This is a genomic window from Streptomyces sp. NPDC102406 (assembly GCF_044765725.1).
GTDB lineage: Bacteria > Actinomycetota > Actinomycetes > Streptomycetales > Streptomycetaceae > Streptomyces.
The window spans coordinates 536815-553909 of record NZ_JBIWKP010000005.1; the positions used below are offsets into that span (position 1 = coordinate 536815).

Annotated in this window: 12 protein-coding genes, 1 tRNA gene and 2 pseudogenes; 13 read left to right on the forward strand and 2 right to left on the reverse strand. The window is 68.0% G+C overall.

Annotated features, from left to right (window positions below):
* Positions 1-70: 70 nt before the first annotated feature.
* Positions 71-1768: a DNA methyltransferase gene (locus ACIRF8_RS23625; protein WP_404217424.1), complete on the forward strand. Its 1698-nt coding sequence runs from the start codon at positions 71-73 to the stop codon at positions 1766-1768.
* A gap of 194 nt (positions 1769-1962) precedes the next feature.
* On the forward strand, positions 1963-2526 hold the full coding sequence (locus ACIRF8_RS23630) for a hypothetical protein (RefSeq protein ID WP_404217425.1): 564 nt from the start codon (positions 1963-1965) through the stop codon (positions 2524-2526).
* A 67-nt stretch (positions 2527-2593) separates the two neighbouring features.
* Here ACIRF8_RS23630 and ACIRF8_RS23635 read toward each other — a convergent pair.
* Positions 2594-3003 (reverse strand): annotated as a pseudogene (locus ACIRF8_RS23635) (DNA-binding protein).
* 169 nt (positions 3004-3172) lie between these two features.
* Positions 3173-3244 (reverse strand) — tRNA-Arg (locus tag ACIRF8_RS23640).
* Positions 3245-3657: 413 nt separating this feature from the next.
* Here ACIRF8_RS23640 and ACIRF8_RS23645 point away from each other — a divergent pair.
* The 11 genes and pseudogenes from ACIRF8_RS23645 to prmC all read left to right on the forward strand — a co-directional run.
* Positions 3658-4026 (forward strand): annotated as a pseudogene (locus tag ACIRF8_RS23645) (response regulator); the annotation flags it as partial.
* A 486-nt stretch (positions 4027-4512) separates the two neighbouring features.
* Complete coding sequence (gene nrtL, locus ACIRF8_RS23650) at positions 4513-5541, forward strand: ArgS-related anticodon-binding protein NrtL (protein ID WP_404217426.1); 1029 nt, start codon at positions 4513-4515, stop codon at positions 5539-5541.
* A 33-nt stretch (positions 5542-5574) separates the two neighbouring features.
* Entirely contained in the window at positions 5575-6966 is a 1392-nt protein-coding gene (gene lysA, locus ACIRF8_RS23655; RefSeq protein ID WP_404217428.1) for a diaminopimelate decarboxylase, read from the forward strand.
* 99 nt (positions 6967-7065) lie between these two features.
* Positions 7066-8358, forward strand: a complete 1293-nt coding sequence (locus ACIRF8_RS23660; RefSeq protein WP_404217429.1) for a homoserine dehydrogenase — start codon at positions 7066-7068, stop codon at positions 8356-8358.
* A gap of 14 nt (positions 8359-8372) precedes the next feature.
* Positions 8373-9431 carry a threonine synthase gene (gene thrC / locus ACIRF8_RS23665; protein ID WP_404217543.1) on the forward strand — a complete coding sequence of 353 codons (1059 nt, stop codon included), beginning with the start codon at positions 8373-8375 and terminating at the stop codon, positions 9429-9431.
* 365 nt (positions 9432-9796) lie between these two features.
* Entirely contained in the window at positions 9797-10723 is a 927-nt protein-coding gene (gene thrB, locus ACIRF8_RS23670) for a homoserine kinase (RefSeq protein ID WP_404217430.1), read from the forward strand.
* Positions 10724-11137: 414 nt separating this feature from the next.
* Positions 11138-13222, forward strand: a complete 2085-nt coding sequence (gene rho, locus ACIRF8_RS23675) for a transcription termination factor Rho (RefSeq protein WP_404217431.1) — start codon at positions 11138-11140, stop codon at positions 13220-13222.
* A gap of 321 nt (positions 13223-13543) precedes the next feature.
* On the forward strand, positions 13544-14644 hold the full coding sequence (locus ACIRF8_RS23680; protein WP_404217432.1) for an LCP family protein: 1101 nt from the start codon (positions 13544-13546) through the stop codon (positions 14642-14644).
* A gap of 144 nt (positions 14645-14788) precedes the next feature.
* Entirely contained in the window at positions 14789-15010 is a 222-nt protein-coding gene (rpmE, locus tag ACIRF8_RS23685; protein ID WP_081219441.1) for a 50S ribosomal protein L31, read from the forward strand.
* Between the two features lie 118 nt (positions 15011-15128).
* Entirely contained in the window at positions 15129-16205 is a 1077-nt protein-coding gene (prfA, locus tag ACIRF8_RS23690; RefSeq protein ID WP_404217433.1) for a peptide chain release factor 1, read from the forward strand.
* 42 nt (positions 16206-16247) lie between these two features.
* On the forward strand, positions 16248-17093 hold the full coding sequence (gene prmC / locus ACIRF8_RS23695) for a peptide chain release factor N(5)-glutamine methyltransferase (RefSeq protein WP_404217434.1): 846 nt from the start codon (positions 16248-16250) through the stop codon (positions 17091-17093).
* Positions 17094-17095: the final 2 nt, after the last annotated feature.

The following is a 17095-nucleotide window of genomic DNA, read 5'->3' on the forward strand; positions in this document are numbered from 1 at the left end:
GCTACAGACTATGAGTAACGTTCGGAGCGTACCGGAGGAGCTGTCTGTAGGCAGGAGCGACCCTGCCTACATGGCGCATGCTTATCTGACGAAGGTTCCAGTTCCTGCCATTATTCCCTTCATCGAGGCGTACTCGAAGCCCGGTGATGTGGTGGTCGACCCCTTCGCCGGCTCAGGGATGACAGGCGTTGCTGCTTCCATGGCGGGTCGGACTGCAAAACTTTTTGACATTAGCGTTCTAGGTCAGCATATCGGTCGCAATTATGTCAACCTGGTGAATAGCAGCGATTTCCATAAGCACGCTCATGAGGTCGTGGCGGCTTCGAAAGAGGCGCTTGGGGACCTGTATTCCGTTGAATGTTCACGCTGCGGTTCGAATGCGACTCTTGCGAAATCTGTCTGGTCCTATGCTGTCGAGTGTGGTGGCTGCAATATGCCGGTCAATTACTATCACTCGCTAGAAAAGGCTGGCTGGTCCAAGCAGGCGATGGTGTGTCCGCATTGCGGAGACCGAGTTTCGAGTAGGAACCGACGCTTGAGCGAGGAGCGTGTGCTCGATTACGTTGTCTGCGACTGCAGCGCAGTTCAGATTGAACAACGCCCTTGTGACCTAGCGGCGGTATCACTTGACGGGGTGAATTTCCCGAATGTGGAGATCACGCCGGATCGTCAGATGTATAAGGCGTCAGCGCTTGGTAAAAGCGGAATGACCACAATTGGCTCATTTTACTCTGCGCGCAACCTTGCAGTACTGACCGACTTGCATAGCAAGATCTGCACCGTGACCGACACCAAAATCCGTTCCAAGCTGCTATTTGCTTTTACGGCCTGTTTGACTAGGGCGTCGAAGCGTTATCAGTGGTCGAAAGCTCGACCGCTAAATGCGGCGAACGCAAACTACTACGTAGCTTCCGTTTTCTACGAATGGAATGTCTATGATTTGTTTGCTCGTAAACTTTCCGCAGTCTTGAAGTCTGATGAATGGGTGAGGGGTGCAAGGAGGGTAGTTGTAGGCCCTGAGGTTGCAGATTCCCCTGACGTTTCTTACGAAATCAGTAGCGCAGACAAGATTCCGCTTGCTACTGGAAGCGTCGATTACATTTTTACTGATCCGCCGTTTGGCTCAAATCTCTTCTATGCGGATATGGCTCTTTTTCAAGAGGCTTGGCTCGATGGATTCAGCGATGTGAGTCAGGAAGCTGTGGTCGACCGCAAGGGCACGAAGGGAGAGCGGACCGCAGATCGCTATGAGAGGTTGCTTACTGCAGCGCTTTCGGAGTCTCGCAGGGTGCTGCGGCCGGACGGCAAAATCAGTATGGTTTTCGGAAACTCCTCAGGTGAGGTGTGGGAACTGGTCCAGAGGTGTATTCGGGCTGCTGGGCTTCGTATTCTCCCGGAAGCCTTGGTCGTCCTAAACAAGGGGCAGCGATCGGTCAAGGGCCTTGCGTCCGGATTTGAGCATGTCGCCACCCTTGATCTCATCATCACGATGGAAGCCGCTGATTCTGCACAGCAGGCGCTTCCTTTGATCCGTGTAGACGCAAGCATGGTCAGCCAAAAAATCCGTGAGCTTGCGGCTGCAGTCCCCGCGACACCGAGTCATCTTTATCTTGAGTTGCTGCGCACCGGAATAAGCGAGGGCTGGCATCTCAGGGACATCGATCTCAGGGTGGTAACCACGGCACTCATCGATGATGGGTGGACCATCGACCCGAAGTCGGGCCGATTGCTTCGTGGGCTTGCGAAGGAAGCCGAAGCCCTCTTTTAGTCATTTTGAACGCCGCCAAAACCTCATGCAGTGATGCCGAGGGGAGAATGCGGAGCCGTACGCCAACTGGAGACCTGCATGTGACTTATAGTCTGTAGACGTCGCGGCGCGTCCGCGAGAGCGTCTCGGCTGTGACTACAGAGGGAAATGAGGCGGAACCTGTCCTGCGACCGCAGGGGGACATTGCTGGCGTCGTGAAGATCGGCAACGCCCTGCAGGAGCTTGCGAGTGTTCGCCGCATCCATAACGTTTTCGATGACGGTGGATATAAGGAGCTGTTGCTCCTCTCGCTTTTCAACCTCGCCAAGGGTGGGGACCGCACCGGCAACGACGCGATTGATGATCAAGGTCGCGAATACGAGATCAAGACTGTTGCGCGAGTAAGCGCTAAAGGTGAGCGTAAAAAATATCTGAATGTGACCACGGAGCATACCCTTACGCTCGAAAATGTGGAGCGTTACAGGAATGTGCACTTGTGGATTGTGGCGGTCTTCGACCAGTCTAATCCCGAGGTAATCTACGAGATCCCTCCCGCGCGTCTAGAGCGCTATTTTTCCATTTGGGAAGCCAAATTGCGAGGACAGGAGCTTAATCGGCGGGAGGGTGGGGCTCCTAACCATCTAAATAATCCGAAAATTCCGCTAAGTTATATTGCGAATCATGGAATCGTGGTATGGGATGCACGGAAAGCGGAGCAGATGCATCTGCCTACTCAGGTAAAGCATGGCCTGTTGAAAGCGGATGAGTTGCTTGGCTAGGTCTTAGTGATGCTGCTCCTGCTTGCTCTGAGGGACTGCAGTGTTCGTTTCATTCCTATTGTGGGCGTCAGACCTTGATGGCGGTGGCGCGCGTCCCGCCTAGGGTCGTGACATCTTCCGGCCAGAGGGGCATGTGACGGGCCCGGGGGCGGCAAGAGGGGTCGCGCTGAGCATGGCGTCGACCGCGTACTTGTGGACGTGCAAGTCGGCATCGGTGAGCAGGGCGGCGACGTGACGTGCGACTGCGTCGGTGACCGGCTCCGCGAGAGGCGGGGGAGAGTCCACTTCAGGGCCGGACGGTTTGATGCGCGGATGAACGACTTCCACCAAAGTGGCCGCTGACGTGATCACACGCAGGTGTGCGGCGGGCGCCAGGGCGAGCCAGGCGGTGACCTGTACGGTCGCGCAGCATGGCCCGGCCAGCCCCTCGCTGTCGAGTACCGGCGTGACGTCCGGGGCGGCAGGGGAACCTGTCATGCCGCGCTCGCCTCGCCGTCGGCCTGCTGTGCGCGTGCCTAGTCGCAGGTGTGTCGTGATCACCGATAGACAACGAGGGAGGGCGGGAGCCAGTAAGACTGACTCCCGCCCTCTACTACTTCAGGCATCCGCCCTGGTCAGCACCTAATACTTGCTGATCGTTGGCGAGTGCCCCCGGCAGGATTCGAACCTGCGCACACGGCTCCGGAGGCCGTTGCTCTATCCCCTGAGCTACGGGGGCGTGTGCCGCTTGGTGTGCGGCGACGGGTAGAACCCTACCAGCTCATCCGGGGTCCTCATGAACGGGTATTCCGGGGTGGGGAAGGTCGGCCGGGCGCAGGTCGAATGGTGCTCCGAAGGTCGGGCCCGGCAGCAGACCGACGGGTGGGCAGCGGCGCTCCGAGCTGTGGGCCGGCGTCACGTCGAAGGGGGCCGGGCTCGTCGAAGGCCGAGGGGAGCCAGGGGCGTCGGGGCACACAGGGCCCATCGAAGGCCGAGGGGAGCCAGTGGCGGCGTCGGGGCGCACAGGGTCCATCTAAGGCCGAAGGGAGTCGGAGGTCCCGGAGCCGGTTCGGAGCCTTGTTGAGTCACCTGTACGGGGCGGAAGTGGGGAAAACCCGGACGCGGTCGGCGGTGCCGACCTACTCTCGAGTTGTGCCAGGCGCTTCAGGTCGGGTCCTCGTTGTGGACGACAACAAGGTCATCCGGCAATTGATCAGGGTCAACCTCGAGCTGGAGGGCTTCGAGGTCGTGACTGCGGCTGATGGTGCCGAATGCCTGGATGTGGTGCATCAGGTGCGGCCCGATGTAGTGACTCTGGACGTGGTCATGCCGCGTCTTGACGGGCTGCGGACCGCCGCGCATCTGCGCGGGGACGTTCGTACCAGCGGGCTGCCCATCGTCGTCGTCAGCGGGTGCACCCAGGACGAGGTGGAGAGCGGGCTCGAAGTCGGCGTCGACGCGTTCCTGGCCAAGCCCTTTGAGCCGACCGAACTCGTGCGCGTAGTGGGGGAGTTGAGTCGGCGTGGGCGTACCGTTACTTCTCCGTCCGCCTCCGCTGCCGCACCCGCCTCCGCCTCCGCTGCCGCCTCCGCTGCCGCACCCGCCTCCGCCTCCTCCTCCGCTGCCGCCTCCGCCTCCGCCCCCGCCTCTACGGCGACACCGACATCGTCAGCCGGGGATGGCCAGGACCAAGAGCAGAGTCAGGGCCATCACGAGGAAGGCGGGGAACCGCTCAACCCCAGTCCCTCCCTCGACACCGCGACCCCCACCGCCCAAGCAGCCCAGACCGCCGCAGGCGAGCCCGAGCACGTACATCGCCCCGCCGGAACCTGACCCCCCTCCTCCGGCAGCAGCCCCACGCCCCCCGGCCTCCGGCAGCAGCCCCCCGGCCCCCGCCCCCAGGGCCCGCCCCACCCCGCCCCAAAAACACCCCCACCCGTCCGCATCCCGGACCATCTGCCAAATCGGCTCGCCTACCCACCCCCCTTCTCGCCTACGCTTGTCCCCGTGACCCCCGCCGAGCTCTCCCACACCGTGTTGCGCGCCGTGCGCCGTGCGGTGGATGACGGTGAGCTGGGGGTGGGGGCCGTGGACACCGTGGAGCGGGGGCGGGCGCGGATCGTCGTCGAGCGGCCTCGGGCCGGGGGGCACGGGGATTACGCCACGAACGTCGCCCTGCAACTCGCCGGTCCGGCCGGCCGGTCCCCGCGGCAGGTCGCCGAGGTGCTGTCCCAGCGGCTCGTCGACAGTCCGGGGATCGCCGCCGTCGATGTCTCCGGACCAGGGTTTCTGAATCTCACCCTCAGCGCCGAGGGCCCTGGGCCCAGCCACAGCCTCCTGCTCGACATCCGCCGGCACGGGCTCGCCCACGGGCACGGTGACGCCCTGCGCGGCCACCGCATCGACCTGCGCATCCCGCGCGAACCCCGCGCCGAGATCCTCGCCGACGCCGTCGCCCGCATCGGCCGTAGTCAGGCTGCCGACGTCGAGGTCGCGTACGCCGACGAGGCGGGCACGGTGACCTTCCGGCCCGTGCCCGCCGACCCGCGGGGGCTCGGTGTCGACGCCGGGCGGTGGGCTCTGCTGCACCCCGCCGCGCACGACCGGCCGCGTGTCGAGAGCGTCGAGGACCGCGCCCACCACCTGGCGCAGCGGGAGTCGAATCCTCTGTTCCGTGTGCGGTACGCCCACGCCCGTTCCCGCGCGCTCACTCGCAACGCCGCTGATCTCGGGTTCACCAGCGAGCCCGGCGATCTGGAAGGCGACGGCCGGGAGCTTCTCGCCGTCCTCGCCGAGCAGCCGCGCGTCCTGGCCGCCGCCGCCCGGCACCGTGCGCCGGACCGGCTCGCCCGGCACCTCGTCGAGGTCGCCGACGCCTTTCTCACCGATGCGCGGATCTCCGTCGGCGCCCTGCCCAAGGGTGAGGAGAAACCCTCGGCCGCCCACCGCGCCCGGCTCGCGCTCGCCGAAGCCGTCGGGACGGTGCTCGCCGGTGGCCTGACCCTGCTCGGCATCGACGCCCCTGCACACCTGTAGCCGTAGAGAAGACGAAGAGAGCGCCCCGCAGTCATGAGCCGTTCCGCACACCCCGCAGGCCCCCGCCACGCCGACGTCCTGCCCGACGGGCACTACTCCGCGCCCCCCGCCGACCTCAACGTCCTCGACCCGAAGGTGTGGGCGCAGACCGTGGCGCGTACCGCCGACGGCAGGGTGAGTGTCGGCGGGATCGAGGTGGCGCGGCTCGCCGAGGAGTTCGGCACCCCCGCCTACTTCCTCGACGAGACCGACTTCCGCGCCCGGTGCGCCGCGTGGCGGGACGCCTTCGGGCCCGAGGCCGACGTCTTCTACGCGGGCAAGGCGTTCCTGTCCCGCGCCGTCGTGCGGTGGCTGCACGAGGAAGGGCTCAACCTGGATGTGTGCAGTGGCGGCGAGCTCGCCACCGCCCTGTCCGCCGGGATGCCCGCGGAGCGCATCGCCTTCCACGGCAACAACAAGACCGAGGGCGAGATCCACCGGGCGATCGAGGCCGGTGTCGGCCGGATCGTCCTCGACTCCTTCCAGGAGATCGTCCGCGTCGCGCACATCGCCGACAGCCTCGGCAAGCGGCAGCGCGTGCAGATCCGGGTGACCGTCGGCGTCGAGGCGCACACCCACGAGTTCATCGCCACCGCGCACGAGGACCAGAAGTTCGGCATCGCGCTCGCCGACGGGCAGGCCGCCGAGGCCGTGCGGCGTGCGCTGAAGCTCGACGGGATCGAGCTCATCGGCATCCACAGCCACATCGGTTCGCAGATCTTCGACATGGCCGGGTTCGAGGTCGCCGCGCGGCGCGTCGTCGGCCTGCTCGCCGAGGTGCGTGACGAGCACGGTGTCGAGCTGCCCGAGATCGATCTCGGTGGTGGGCTCGGCATCGCGTACACCAGCGACGACGACCCCCGCGAGCCGCAGGAGATCGCCAAGGCGCTCACCGAGATCGTCACGCGCGAGTGCGAGGCGGCGTCGCTGCGTACGCCGCGGATCTCCGTCGAGCCGGGCCGCGCCATCGTCGGTCCGACCGCCTTCACGCTCTACACGGTCGGCACGGTCAAGCCGCTGGAGGGGCTGCGGACGTACGTGTCCGTGGACGGGGGCATGTCGGACAACATCAGGACGGCCCTGTACGACGCCGAGTACACGGTCGCCCTCGTCTCCCGTCGCTCCGACGCCGAACCGATGCTGGTCCGCGTCGTCGGCAAGCACTGCGAGAGCGGTGACATCGTCGTGAAGGACGCCTTCCTGCCGGCCGATGTGGCGCCGGGCGACCTGATCGCCGTCCCGGCCACCGGCGCGTACTGCCGCTCGATGGCCAGCAACTACAACCACGCTCTTCGCCCGCCCGTCGTCGCCGTGCGCGACGGCGAGGCCCGGGTGATCGTCCGGCGCGAGACGGAGGAAGATCTCCTGCGTCTCGACGTCGGATAATGAAATACCTGTCTCATACTCCGGACCGTGGACAGAAACCGCGGTCCGGTGCGTGAGACTGGTTCCATCGTAGAAACACACTGTGGGAATCGAGGTCGGATGATGCGTACGCGTCCGCTGAAGGTGGCGCTGCTGGGCTGCGGGGTAGTCGGCTCAGAGGTGGCGCGCATCATGACGACGCACGCCGCCGACCTCGCCGCCCGTATCGGTGCCCCGGTCGAGCTGGCGGGGGTCGCCGTGCGGCGGCCCTCCAAGGTGCGGGAAGGGATCGACCCGGCGCTCGTCACCACCGATGCCACCGCCCTGGTCAAACGGGGCGACATCGACGTGGTGATCGAGGTCATCGGCGGGATCGAGCCCGCGCGCACCCTCATCACCACCGCCTTCGAGCACGGCGCCTCCGTCGTCTCGGCCAACAAGGCGCTGCTCGCACAGGACGGCGCCGCCCTGCACGCCGCCGCCGTCGAGCACGGACGCGACCTCTACTACGAGGCCGCCGTCGCCGGTGCCATCCCGCTGGTGCGGCCCCTGCGCGAATCCCTCGCGGGGGACAAGGTCAACCGCGTCCTCGGCATCGTGAACGGCACGACCAACTTCATCCTCGACAAGATGGACACCACGGGCGCCGGCTACCAGGAAGCCCTCGACGAGGCCACCGCGCTGGGGTACGCCGAGGCCGACCCGACCGCCGACGTCGAGGGGTTCGACGCCGCCGCCAAGGCCGCCATCCTCGCCGGGATCGCTTTCCATACGCGGGTGCGCCTCGACGACGTCTACCGCGAGGGCATGACCGAGGTCACCGCCGCCGACTTCGCTTCCGCGAAGGAGATGGGGTGCACCATCAAGCTGCTCGCCATCTGCGAGCGGGCCGCCGACGGTGGTTCCGTCACCGCGCGCGTGCACCCCGCGATGATCCCGCTCGAGCACCCTCTCGCCTCCGTCCGCGGCGCGTACAACGCCGTGTTCGTCGAGGCCGAGGCCGCCGGGCAACTGATGTTCTACGGGCCCGGTGCCGGCGGTTCGCCGACCGCGTCCGCCGTACTCGGCGACCTCGTCGCCGTCTGCCGCAACCGCCTCAACGGCGCGACGGGACCCGGCGACTCCGCGTACACGCAACTGCCCGTCTCACCCATGGGCGACTCCGTGACGCGCTACCACATCAGCCTCGACGTGGCCGACAAGCCGGGCGTACTCGCCCAGGTGGCGACGGTCTTTGCCGAGCATGGGGTCTCCATCGACACCGTGCGCCAGTCGGGGAAGGACGGCGAGGCGTCCCTCGTCGTCGTCACCCACCGCGCGGCGGACGCGGCCCTCACCGGGACCGTGGACGCGCTGCGCCAGCTCGACACCGTGCGCGGTGTCGCCAGCATCATGCGTGTTGAAGGGGAGTAGCAGGGATGACCGGAATGACCCACCAGTGGCGCGGCATCATCGAGGAGTACCGGGACCGGCTCCCGGTGACCGGCACCACGCCGGTCGTGTCGCTGCGCGAGGGCGGCACGCCGCTCGTGCCCGCGCAGGTCCTCTCCGAGCGCACGGGCTGCGAGGTCCACCTGAAGGTGGAGGGCGCCAACCCCACCGGCTCCTTCAAGGACCGCGGCATGACCATGGCCATCACCAAGGCCAAGGAGGAAGGCGCGCAGGCCGTCATCTGCGCGTCGACAGGCAACACCTCGGCGTCCGCCGCCGCCTACGCGGTGCGCGCGGGCATGGTCTGTGCCGTGCTCGTGCCCCAGGGCAAGATCGCGCTCGGCAAGATGGGCCAGGCCCTCGTCTACGGCTCGAAGATCCTCCAGGTCGACGGCAACTTCGACGACTGCCTGAACCTGGCCCGCAGCCTCTCCGAGAACTACCCGGTGGCGCTGGTCAACTCCGTCAACCCGTTCCGGATCGAGGGCCAGAAGACCGCCTCGTTCGAGATCGTGGACGCACTCGGCGACGCGCCCGACATCCACGTCCTGCCCGTCGGCAACGCGGGCAACATCACGGCGTACTGGAAGGGCTACAAGGAGTACGCCGCCGACAAGGTGTCCTCCCGCACCCCCCGCATGTGGGGCTTCCAGGCCTCCGGTTCCGCGCCGATCGTGCGCGGCGAGATCGTCAAGGACCCGTCGACCATCGCGACTGCGATTCGCATCGGGAACCCGGCGTCGTGGAACTACGCGCTCGCCGCGCGCGACGAGTCCGGCGGCTTCATCGACGAGGTGACGGACCGTGAGATCCTGCGCGCCTACAAGCTGTTGGCGTCCCAGGAGGGTGTCTTCGTCGAGCCCGCCTCCGCCGCGTCCGTCGCCGGTCTGCTGAAGGCGGCCGAGCAGGGCAAGGTCGACCCGGGGCAGCGAATCGTCTGCACCGTCACGGGCAACGGCCTGAAGGACCCCGACTGGGCCGTCTCCGGCGCCCCGCAGCCGGTCACCGTGCCGGTCGACGCGGTCGCGGCGGCGTCCCGCCTCGGCCTCGCCTGAGCCGTCCGCCTGCGCTGATACCCCGTCAACAGGGCGTATCGGTACACGGGGTGCACAGGGGGCTCACGACACGCATCGTGCGCCTCCTGTGCGCCCTATGTCGCCACAGAACCTTCCTTCGATAGGCTGTACCGAACCCGCCCGCCGCATATGCCGCGGTGCCGCCGCCGTTCCGTCGTTCTTTCGGCGATCTCCCGCCGCGGTTCCGTCGTTCGCGGCCCGGGGGTCGACGTACGCAGCACAAGACATCGGAAGTCTCGGAAGTTCTCGAACACCTCGACCGTCGTACATCTCGCAGATCTCGTCAGTCCTCAGTCTTCGGAAGTTCCCGATACGTCCCGCAGCTCAAGGAGAGTCATCGAGCGATGGCCGGTCCCGCGTTCCGCGCCGCCGCCGTCAGGGTGCGCACCCCCGCCACCAGCGCCAACCTCGGCCCGGGCTTCGACGCCCTCGGCCTGTCGCTGGGGCTCTACGACGACGTGGTCGTCAGGGTCGCCGACTCCGGGCTGCACATCGACATCGCGGGTGAGGGCTCCGAGACCCTGCCGCGCGACGAGTCGCACCTCCTCGTACGGTCCCTGCGCACCGCCTTCGACCTGCTCGGCGGGCAGCCGCGCGGCCTGGAGATCGTCTGCGCGAACCGCATCCCGCACGGCCGCGGCCTCGGCTCCTCCTCCGCCGCCATCGTCGCCGCGGTCGTCGCCGCCCGCGCCGTGACGATAGGCGGCGACGCCCGGCTCGACGACGCGGCGCTCCTCGAACTCGCCACCGAGATCGAGGGCCACCCCGACAACGTGGCGCCCTGCCTCCTCGGCGGTTTCACCATCGCCTGGATGGAGTCGGGCGCGGGCCGGGCGATCCGCCTCGACGCGGCGCCCTCCGTCGTCCCGGTGGTCTTCGTCCCCGGGAAACCCGTCCTCACCGAGACCGCGCGAGGACTCCTGCCGCGCACCGTCCCCCATGTGGACGCCGCGGCCAACGCGGGCCGGGCCGCCCTGCTCGTCGAGGCCCTGACCAGGCGCCCCGAGCTGCTGCTCCCGGCCACCGAGGACCGTCTGCACCAGGAGTACCGGGCGCCGGCCATGCCGGAGAGCGCCGCGCTCGTGGAGCGGCTGCGGGCCGACGGGGTGCCCGCGATGATTTCCGGGGCGGGCCCGACGGTCATCGCCCTGGTGGAGGACGGAGCGGCCGACAAGGTCGCCCGGCTCGCCGGAGAGGGATGGGCGGCCAACCGCCTGGCCCTCGACACCGCCGGGGCGAGCGTCCTGCCGCTCGGCTCGAACCCCGATTGATCAGAAACGTACGGTTGCCGGATTTCGAGAGGGGGAATGTTTGTTGGATCCGGTAGTGTTAACCTCAAGTCTGCACCCGACCCCACCATGGCGAGGTGCTGTGTGTCCCCGTCCGGGACAACCATTCTTCCGGGAGCCTCCCCAGCATTTCTGTACAGCGCCCCGCTATGCCGGGACGCGGTGCTGAACGCCGGCGAGCATGCTCCGGAACCGGTGTGACCGAGCCGCGCGACACAGAAATTCAGTGACACGGAAATTCAGTGCACCCGCGGGATCGCGAATCGCCGTCACCCATTCTTCCGCCTCATCGGCGGACAACCGCCCCGGCACGGTCCCCAGGCAGGACCACCGCCGGACAGCACGACCGGTCGCCGAGCCAGACAGGCCGACGTCCGCTCCAGGGAAGGACCCTTCGTGAGCGACACCACCGATCTGATGGGCGTGACTGCCGACAGCTCTGCTGCCGCGCCCGCCGCGTCCGCAGGGGACGCCTCTGCTGCGCCTGCCCGGCGGCGCCGCGGTACCGGCCTTGACGGCATGGTGCTGGCCGAGCTGCAACAGGTCGCATCGGGCCTTGGCATCAGGGGCACCGCGCGGATGCGCAAGAGCCAGTTGATCGAGGTCATCAAGGAGGCGCAGGCCGGGGGCAGTGCCCCCGCGAAGAGCGCCGACGCCGCCGAGACGAAGCCGAAGCGCCGGGCCGCCTCGAAGGCCCGTACCGGCGAGGAGCCCGCGGGCGACGGCGCGCAGGCCAAGGCGGACGCCAAGGCGGAGAAGGCCCAGGTGGCCGACGCCGGTGACGCCAAGGCGAAGAAGGCCGCGGGCCAGCAGCAGATCGACATCCCCGGCCAGGGCGCGGGGGACGAGCAGCCGGCCGGTGAGCGCCGTCGTCGTCGTGCCACCTCCGAGGCGGGCAGCCCCGAGACCGTCACGGCCGAGGCCGCGAACGTGAAGACGGAGCTCAAGCAGGACCGCCAGGACCGGCAGGACGGCGCCGAAAACAAGGGCGACGGTGGCCAGGACAACGGGGCCGAGGGGCGCCGTGAGCGCCGCGACCGCCGAGACCGCGGCGAGCGCGGCGACCGTGGTGAGCGGGGCGACCGTGGCGGCCGTGACCGTGACCGCCGTGGCAAGGGCGACGACCAGGCCGGCCAGGGCAACAAGGACCAGGGCGGCGGCCGGCAGCAGCAGGGCGGCAACCGCCAGGACCGGGACCGGGACCGCAACAACGGTCCGCAGGACGACGACGATTTCGAGGGCGGCCGGCGCGGACGCCGGGGCCGCTACCGCGACCGTCGTGGCCGTCGCGGCCGCGACGAGCAGGGCTTCGGCAACGAGCCGCAGGTCTCCGACGACGACGTCCTGCTCCCCGTCGCGGGCATCCTCGACATCCTCGACAACTACGCCTTCATCCGTACGTCGGGCTACCTCCCCGGGCCCAATGACGTCTACGTCTCCCTCGCCCAGGTCCGTAAGAACGGCCTGCGCAAGGGTGACCACGTCACCGGTGCGGTCCGCCAGCCCAAGGACGGCGAGCGCCGCGAGAAGTTCAACGCGCTCGTGCGTCTGGACTCGGCGAACGGGATGGCGGCCGACTCGGGCCGTGGCCGCCCCGAGTTCAACAAGCTCACCCCGCTGTACCCGCAGGACCGGCTCCGCCTGGAGACCGACCCGGGTGTGCTGACGACCCGCATCATCGACCTCGTCGCGCCGATCGGTAAGGGCCAGCGCGGTCTGATCGTGGCCCCGCCGAAGACCGGCAAGACCATGATCCTCCAGGCGATCGCCAACGCGATCACCGTCAACAACCCCGAGTGCCACCTGATGGTCGTCCTGGTCGACGAGCGTCCGGAAGAGGTCACCGACATGCAGCGGTCGGTCAAGGGCGAGGTCATCTCCTCGACCTTCGACCGTCCGGCCGAGGACCACACGACCGTCGCCGAGCTGGCCATCGAGCGCGCCAAGCGCCTCGTCGAGCTGGGCCACGACGTCGTCGTGCTGCTGGACTCCATCACCCGTCTGGGCCGCGCCTACAACCTGGCGGCCCCGGCCTCCGGGCGCATCCTGTCCGGTGGTGTCGACTCGACCGCGCTGTACCCCCCGAAGCGCTTCTTCGGCGCCGCGCGCAACATCGAGGACGGCGGTTCGCTGACGATCCTCGCCACCGCGCTGGTCGACACCGGGTCCCGCATGGACGAGGTCATCTTCGAGGAGTTCAAGGGCACCGGCAACGCCGAGCTCAAGCTCGACCGCAAGCTCGCCGACAAGCGGATCTTCCCCGCGGTGGACGTCGACGCGTCCGGTACCCGTAAGGAAGAGATCCTGCTCGGCAGCGACGAGCTGGCGATCACCTGGAAGCTGCGTCGCGTGCTGCACGCGCTCGACCAGCAGCAGGCGATCGAGCTGCTCCTCGACAAGATGAAGCAGACGAAGTCCAACGCGGAGTTCCTGCTCCAGATCCAGAAGACGACGCCGACGCCGGGCAACGGCAACGACTGACGCTTCACGGAGCGGACTTCCGTAGATCAAGAGGGCTGGGCCCCGTCGCACGGTGCGACGGGGCCCAGCCCTTTTCCGGGTGCGGATCCGGCGTCGCCCGAGACCTTCACCACAGGCATAAGGATGCGCGGCCTGCGTGAAGCATGCGGCTCAAGAGGCTAAACGTGCAGGTGAGAGCGGTAGGAGGAGTCAGGGTTAGACACGCTCCGGATGCGTCGCGCGCCGCTGGAGACACAGCACGCTGTGCAACCCTTCATGGCGGTCCACCGTCACACGCAGTGAAGAGCGAAGCGGACCGAAGGAAGACGGAGCGAGGAGCACATGCCCGACAGTGACAGCAAGCCCGGGCGCCGCCGCGCCAAGGGCCGCCGCCGCAAGCCGCGCCCCGGCCGAGGCAAGGCGCTGCGCGTCGTGGCGTGGAGCGCGGCGGGAGTCGCCGTCCTCGGCGGCACCGGCCTCGGGTACGTGTACTTCCACCTCAACGGCAACCTGAAAAGCGTCGACATCAACCAGGCCCTCGGCACCGACCGGCCCGAGAACGTCGACAACGGCTCGCAGGACATCCTGGTCCTCGGCTCCGACAGCAGGGCCGGCAGCAACAAGAAGGCCGGTGGCGGCACCGACGACGGCAGCGCCCGCTCGGACACCGCGATGGTCGTCCACCTCTACAAGGGGCACAAGAAGGCGAGCATCGTCTCCATCCCCCGCGACACCCTCGTCGAGCGGCCCTCCTGCACCGACAAGAACGGCACGGAGCACCCCGCGCAGAGCGACGCCATGTTCAATTCCGCGTACTCCACGGGCGGCGCGGCCTGCGCGGTGAAGACCGTCGAGGCCATGAGTGGCATCCGTATGGACCACTACATCGAGGTCGACTTCAGCGGCTTCCAGGACCTCATCGACGACCTGGGCGGCGTCGAGGTCACCACCAGCAAGGCGATCGACGACCCCGACAGCCACCTCAAGCTCGACGCGGGCACCCACCGGCTCGACGGCCGGCAGGCCCTCGGACTCGTACGCACCCGGCACGGGGTCGGCGACGGCAGCGACCTGGGCCGCATCCAGCTCCAGCAGGCGTTCATGAAGGCCCTGATGGACCAGATCAAGCACGTCGGCGTCTTCACCAGCCCCAAGAAGCTGTACGACCTCGCCGACACCGCCACGAAGTCCGTGACCACCGACTCCGAGCTGGCCTCCGTCAAGGCCCTGACCTCGTTCGCGGGCGGCCTCAAGGGCATCGGCTCCGCCGACATGAACATGGTGACGCTGCCGGTGCAGTACGACGCGGCCGACGCCAACCGCGTCCTCATCGACGAGACCAAGTCCGACCAGGTGTGGAAGGCCCTCAAGGCCGACCGGGCCGTCCCGAGGTCGGCGGGCAGGGGCACGGCCACCGGCGCCGCCGGCGGCGTCGTCAGATAGCCGCGGGACCGCTCAGGAATAGATCCGGTCCCACCCCGGTTTTGGGAGATACGAACAGTCCTGGCAGACTGGTACGTCGGCTCCGGTTCACGCTCCCGCAATCCGCGTCAGCGACCCGGCGCCCTCCCGAACCTAGGAGACACCTTGAAGCGCGACATCCACCCCGAGTACGTCGAGACGCAGGTCAGCTGCACCTGTGGCGCGTCGTTCACCACGCGGAGCACCATCGACTCCGGCACCATCCGTGCCGAGGTCTGCTCCGAGTGCCACCCGTTCTACACGGGCAAGCAGAAGATCCTCGACACCGGTGGCCGTGTGGCCCGCTTCGAGGCCCGCTTCGGCAAGGCTGCCGCTGCCAACAAGTAGCGAGGCTCCAGCGCCGGTCTCCGGTGTCCCGTCGCAGGGGCACCGGGACCGGCGCTTTGCGGTGCAGCCCCTTTTGCCCTTGGAATGACACAGCACCCCGTACACGCAGGAGCCGGAGATGTTCGAGGCCGTCGAGGACCTGATCGGTGAGCACGCCGATCTGGAGAAGAAGCTCGCGGATCCGTCGGTCCACGCCGACCAGGCCAACGCGCGCAAGCTGAACAAGCGCTACGCAGAGCTCACCCCGATCGTCGCGACGTACCGCTCCTGGAAGCAGACCGGCGACGACATCGAGACCGCGCGGGAACTGGGCGCCGATGACCCGGAGTTCGCGGCCGAGGTCAAGGAGCTGGAGAAGTCGCGCGAGGAGATCACCGAGAAGCTGCGGCTTCTGCTGGTGCCCCGCGACCCGTCCGACGACAAGGACGTCATCCTTGAGATCAAGGCCGGCGCGGGCGGCGACGAGTCGGCGCTGTTCGCCGGTGACCTGCTGCGCATGTACCTGCGCTACGCGGAGCGCGTCGGCTGGAAGACCGAGATCATCGACGCCACCGAGTCCGAGCTGGGCGGCTACAAGGACGTCCAGGTCGCCGTGAAGACCAAAGGCGGCAACGGCGCGACCGAGCCCGGCCAGGGCGTCTGGGCGCGGCTGAAGTACGAGGGCGGCGTGCACCGCGTGCAGCGCGTCCCGGCGACCGAGTCCCAGGGCCGGATCCACACCTCCGCCGCAGGCGTGCTCGTCACGCCCGAGGCCGAGGAGGTCGACGTCGAGATCAACATGAACGACCTGCGCATCGACGTCTACCGCTCCTCGGGACCCGGCGGCCAGTCCGTCAACACGACCGACTCCGCGGTGCGCATCACGCACCTTCCCACCGGCGTCGTCGCCTCCTGCCAGAACGAGAAGAGCCAGCTCCAGAACAAGGAGCAGGCCATGCGTATCCTGCGCTCCAGGCTGCTCGCGGCGGCGCAGGAAGAGGCGGAGAGCAAGGCCGCGGACGCCCGCCGCAGCCAGGTCCGCACCGTCGACCGCTCCGAGAAGATCCGTACGTACAACTATCCGGAGAACCGGATCTCGGACCACCGCGTCGGCTTCAAGGCGTACAACTTGGACCAGGTGCTCGACGGTGACCTCGACGCCGTGATCCAGGCGTGCGTCGACGCGGACTCGGCGGCCAAGCTCGCCGCCGCGTAAGCCATCGGACCCCTGCACGACAGCTCGACTCGGAGGACCAGCGTGAACCTGCTGCTCGCGGAAGTGGCCCAGGCCACCCGGCGGCTGGCCGACGCCGGCGTGCCCTCGCCGCGCAACGACGCGGAGGAACTCGCCGCCTTCGTGCACGGCGTGAAGCGGGGCGAGCTGCACACCGTCAAGGACACCGACTTCGACGCCCGGTACTGGGAGGTGACCGCGCGCCGCGAGGCCCGCGAACCGCTCCAGCACATCACAGGGCGCGCCTACTTCCGCTACCTGGAGCTCCAGGTCGGACCCGGTGTCTTCGTGCCGCGCCCCGAGACCGAGTCGGTCGTCGGCTGGGCCATAGACGCCGTACGCGCCATGGACGTCGTCGAGCCGCTCATCGTCGACCTGTGCACCGGCTCCGGCGCCATCGCCCTCGCCCTCGCGCAGGAAGTGCCGCGCTCGCGCGTGCACGCCGTCGAGCTGTCCGAGGACGCCCTGCGCTGGACGCGCAAGAACGTCGAGGGGTCCAGGGTCGACCTGCGCCAGGGCGACGCCCTGACGGCCTTCCCCGACCTCGACGGCCAGGTCGACCTCGTCGTCTCCAACCCGCCGTACATCCCGCTCACCGAGTGGGAGTACGTCGCCCCGGAGGCCCGCGACTACGACCCGGACATGGCGCTGTTCTCCGGCGAGGACGGCCTCGACCTGATCCGGGGCATCGAGCGCACCGCCCACCGTCTGCTGCGCCCCGGCGGCGTCGTCGTCATCGAGCACGCGGACACCCAGGGCGGCCTGGTGCCGTGGATCTTCACCGAGGAGCGGGGCTGGGCGGACGCCGCCGACCACCCCGACCTGAACAACCGCCCGCGGTTCGCGACCGCCCGCAAGGCGATGCCGTGACC

What these genes read in the sequence shown, in the direction of transcription:
- ACIRF8_RS23680 (WP_404217432.1), top strand. Translation starts at nt 13,544, where the DNA reads ATGCCCGACAGTGACAGCAAGCCCGGGCGCCGCCGCGCCAAGGGCCGC.
- ACIRF8_RS23625 (WP_404217424.1), top strand. Translation starts at nt 71, where the DNA reads ATGGCGCATGCTTATCTGACGAAGGTTCCAGTTCCTGCCATTATTCCC.
- thrC (WP_404217543.1), top strand. Translation starts at nt 8,373, where the DNA reads ATGACCCACCAGTGGCGCGGCATCATCGAGGAGTACCGGGACCGGCTC.
- lysA (WP_404217428.1), top strand. Translation starts at nt 5,575, where the DNA reads ATGAGCCGTTCCGCACACCCCGCAGGCCCCCGCCACGCCGACGTCCTG.
- prfA (WP_404217433.1), top strand. Translation starts at nt 15,129, where the DNA reads ATGTTCGAGGCCGTCGAGGACCTGATCGGTGAGCACGCCGATCTGGAG.
- ACIRF8_RS23660 (WP_404217429.1), top strand. Translation starts at nt 7,066, where the DNA reads ATGATGCGTACGCGTCCGCTGAAGGTGGCGCTGCTGGGCTGCGGGGTA.
- thrB (WP_404217430.1), top strand. Translation starts at nt 9,797, where the DNA reads ATGGCCGGTCCCGCGTTCCGCGCCGCCGCCGTCAGGGTGCGCACCCCC.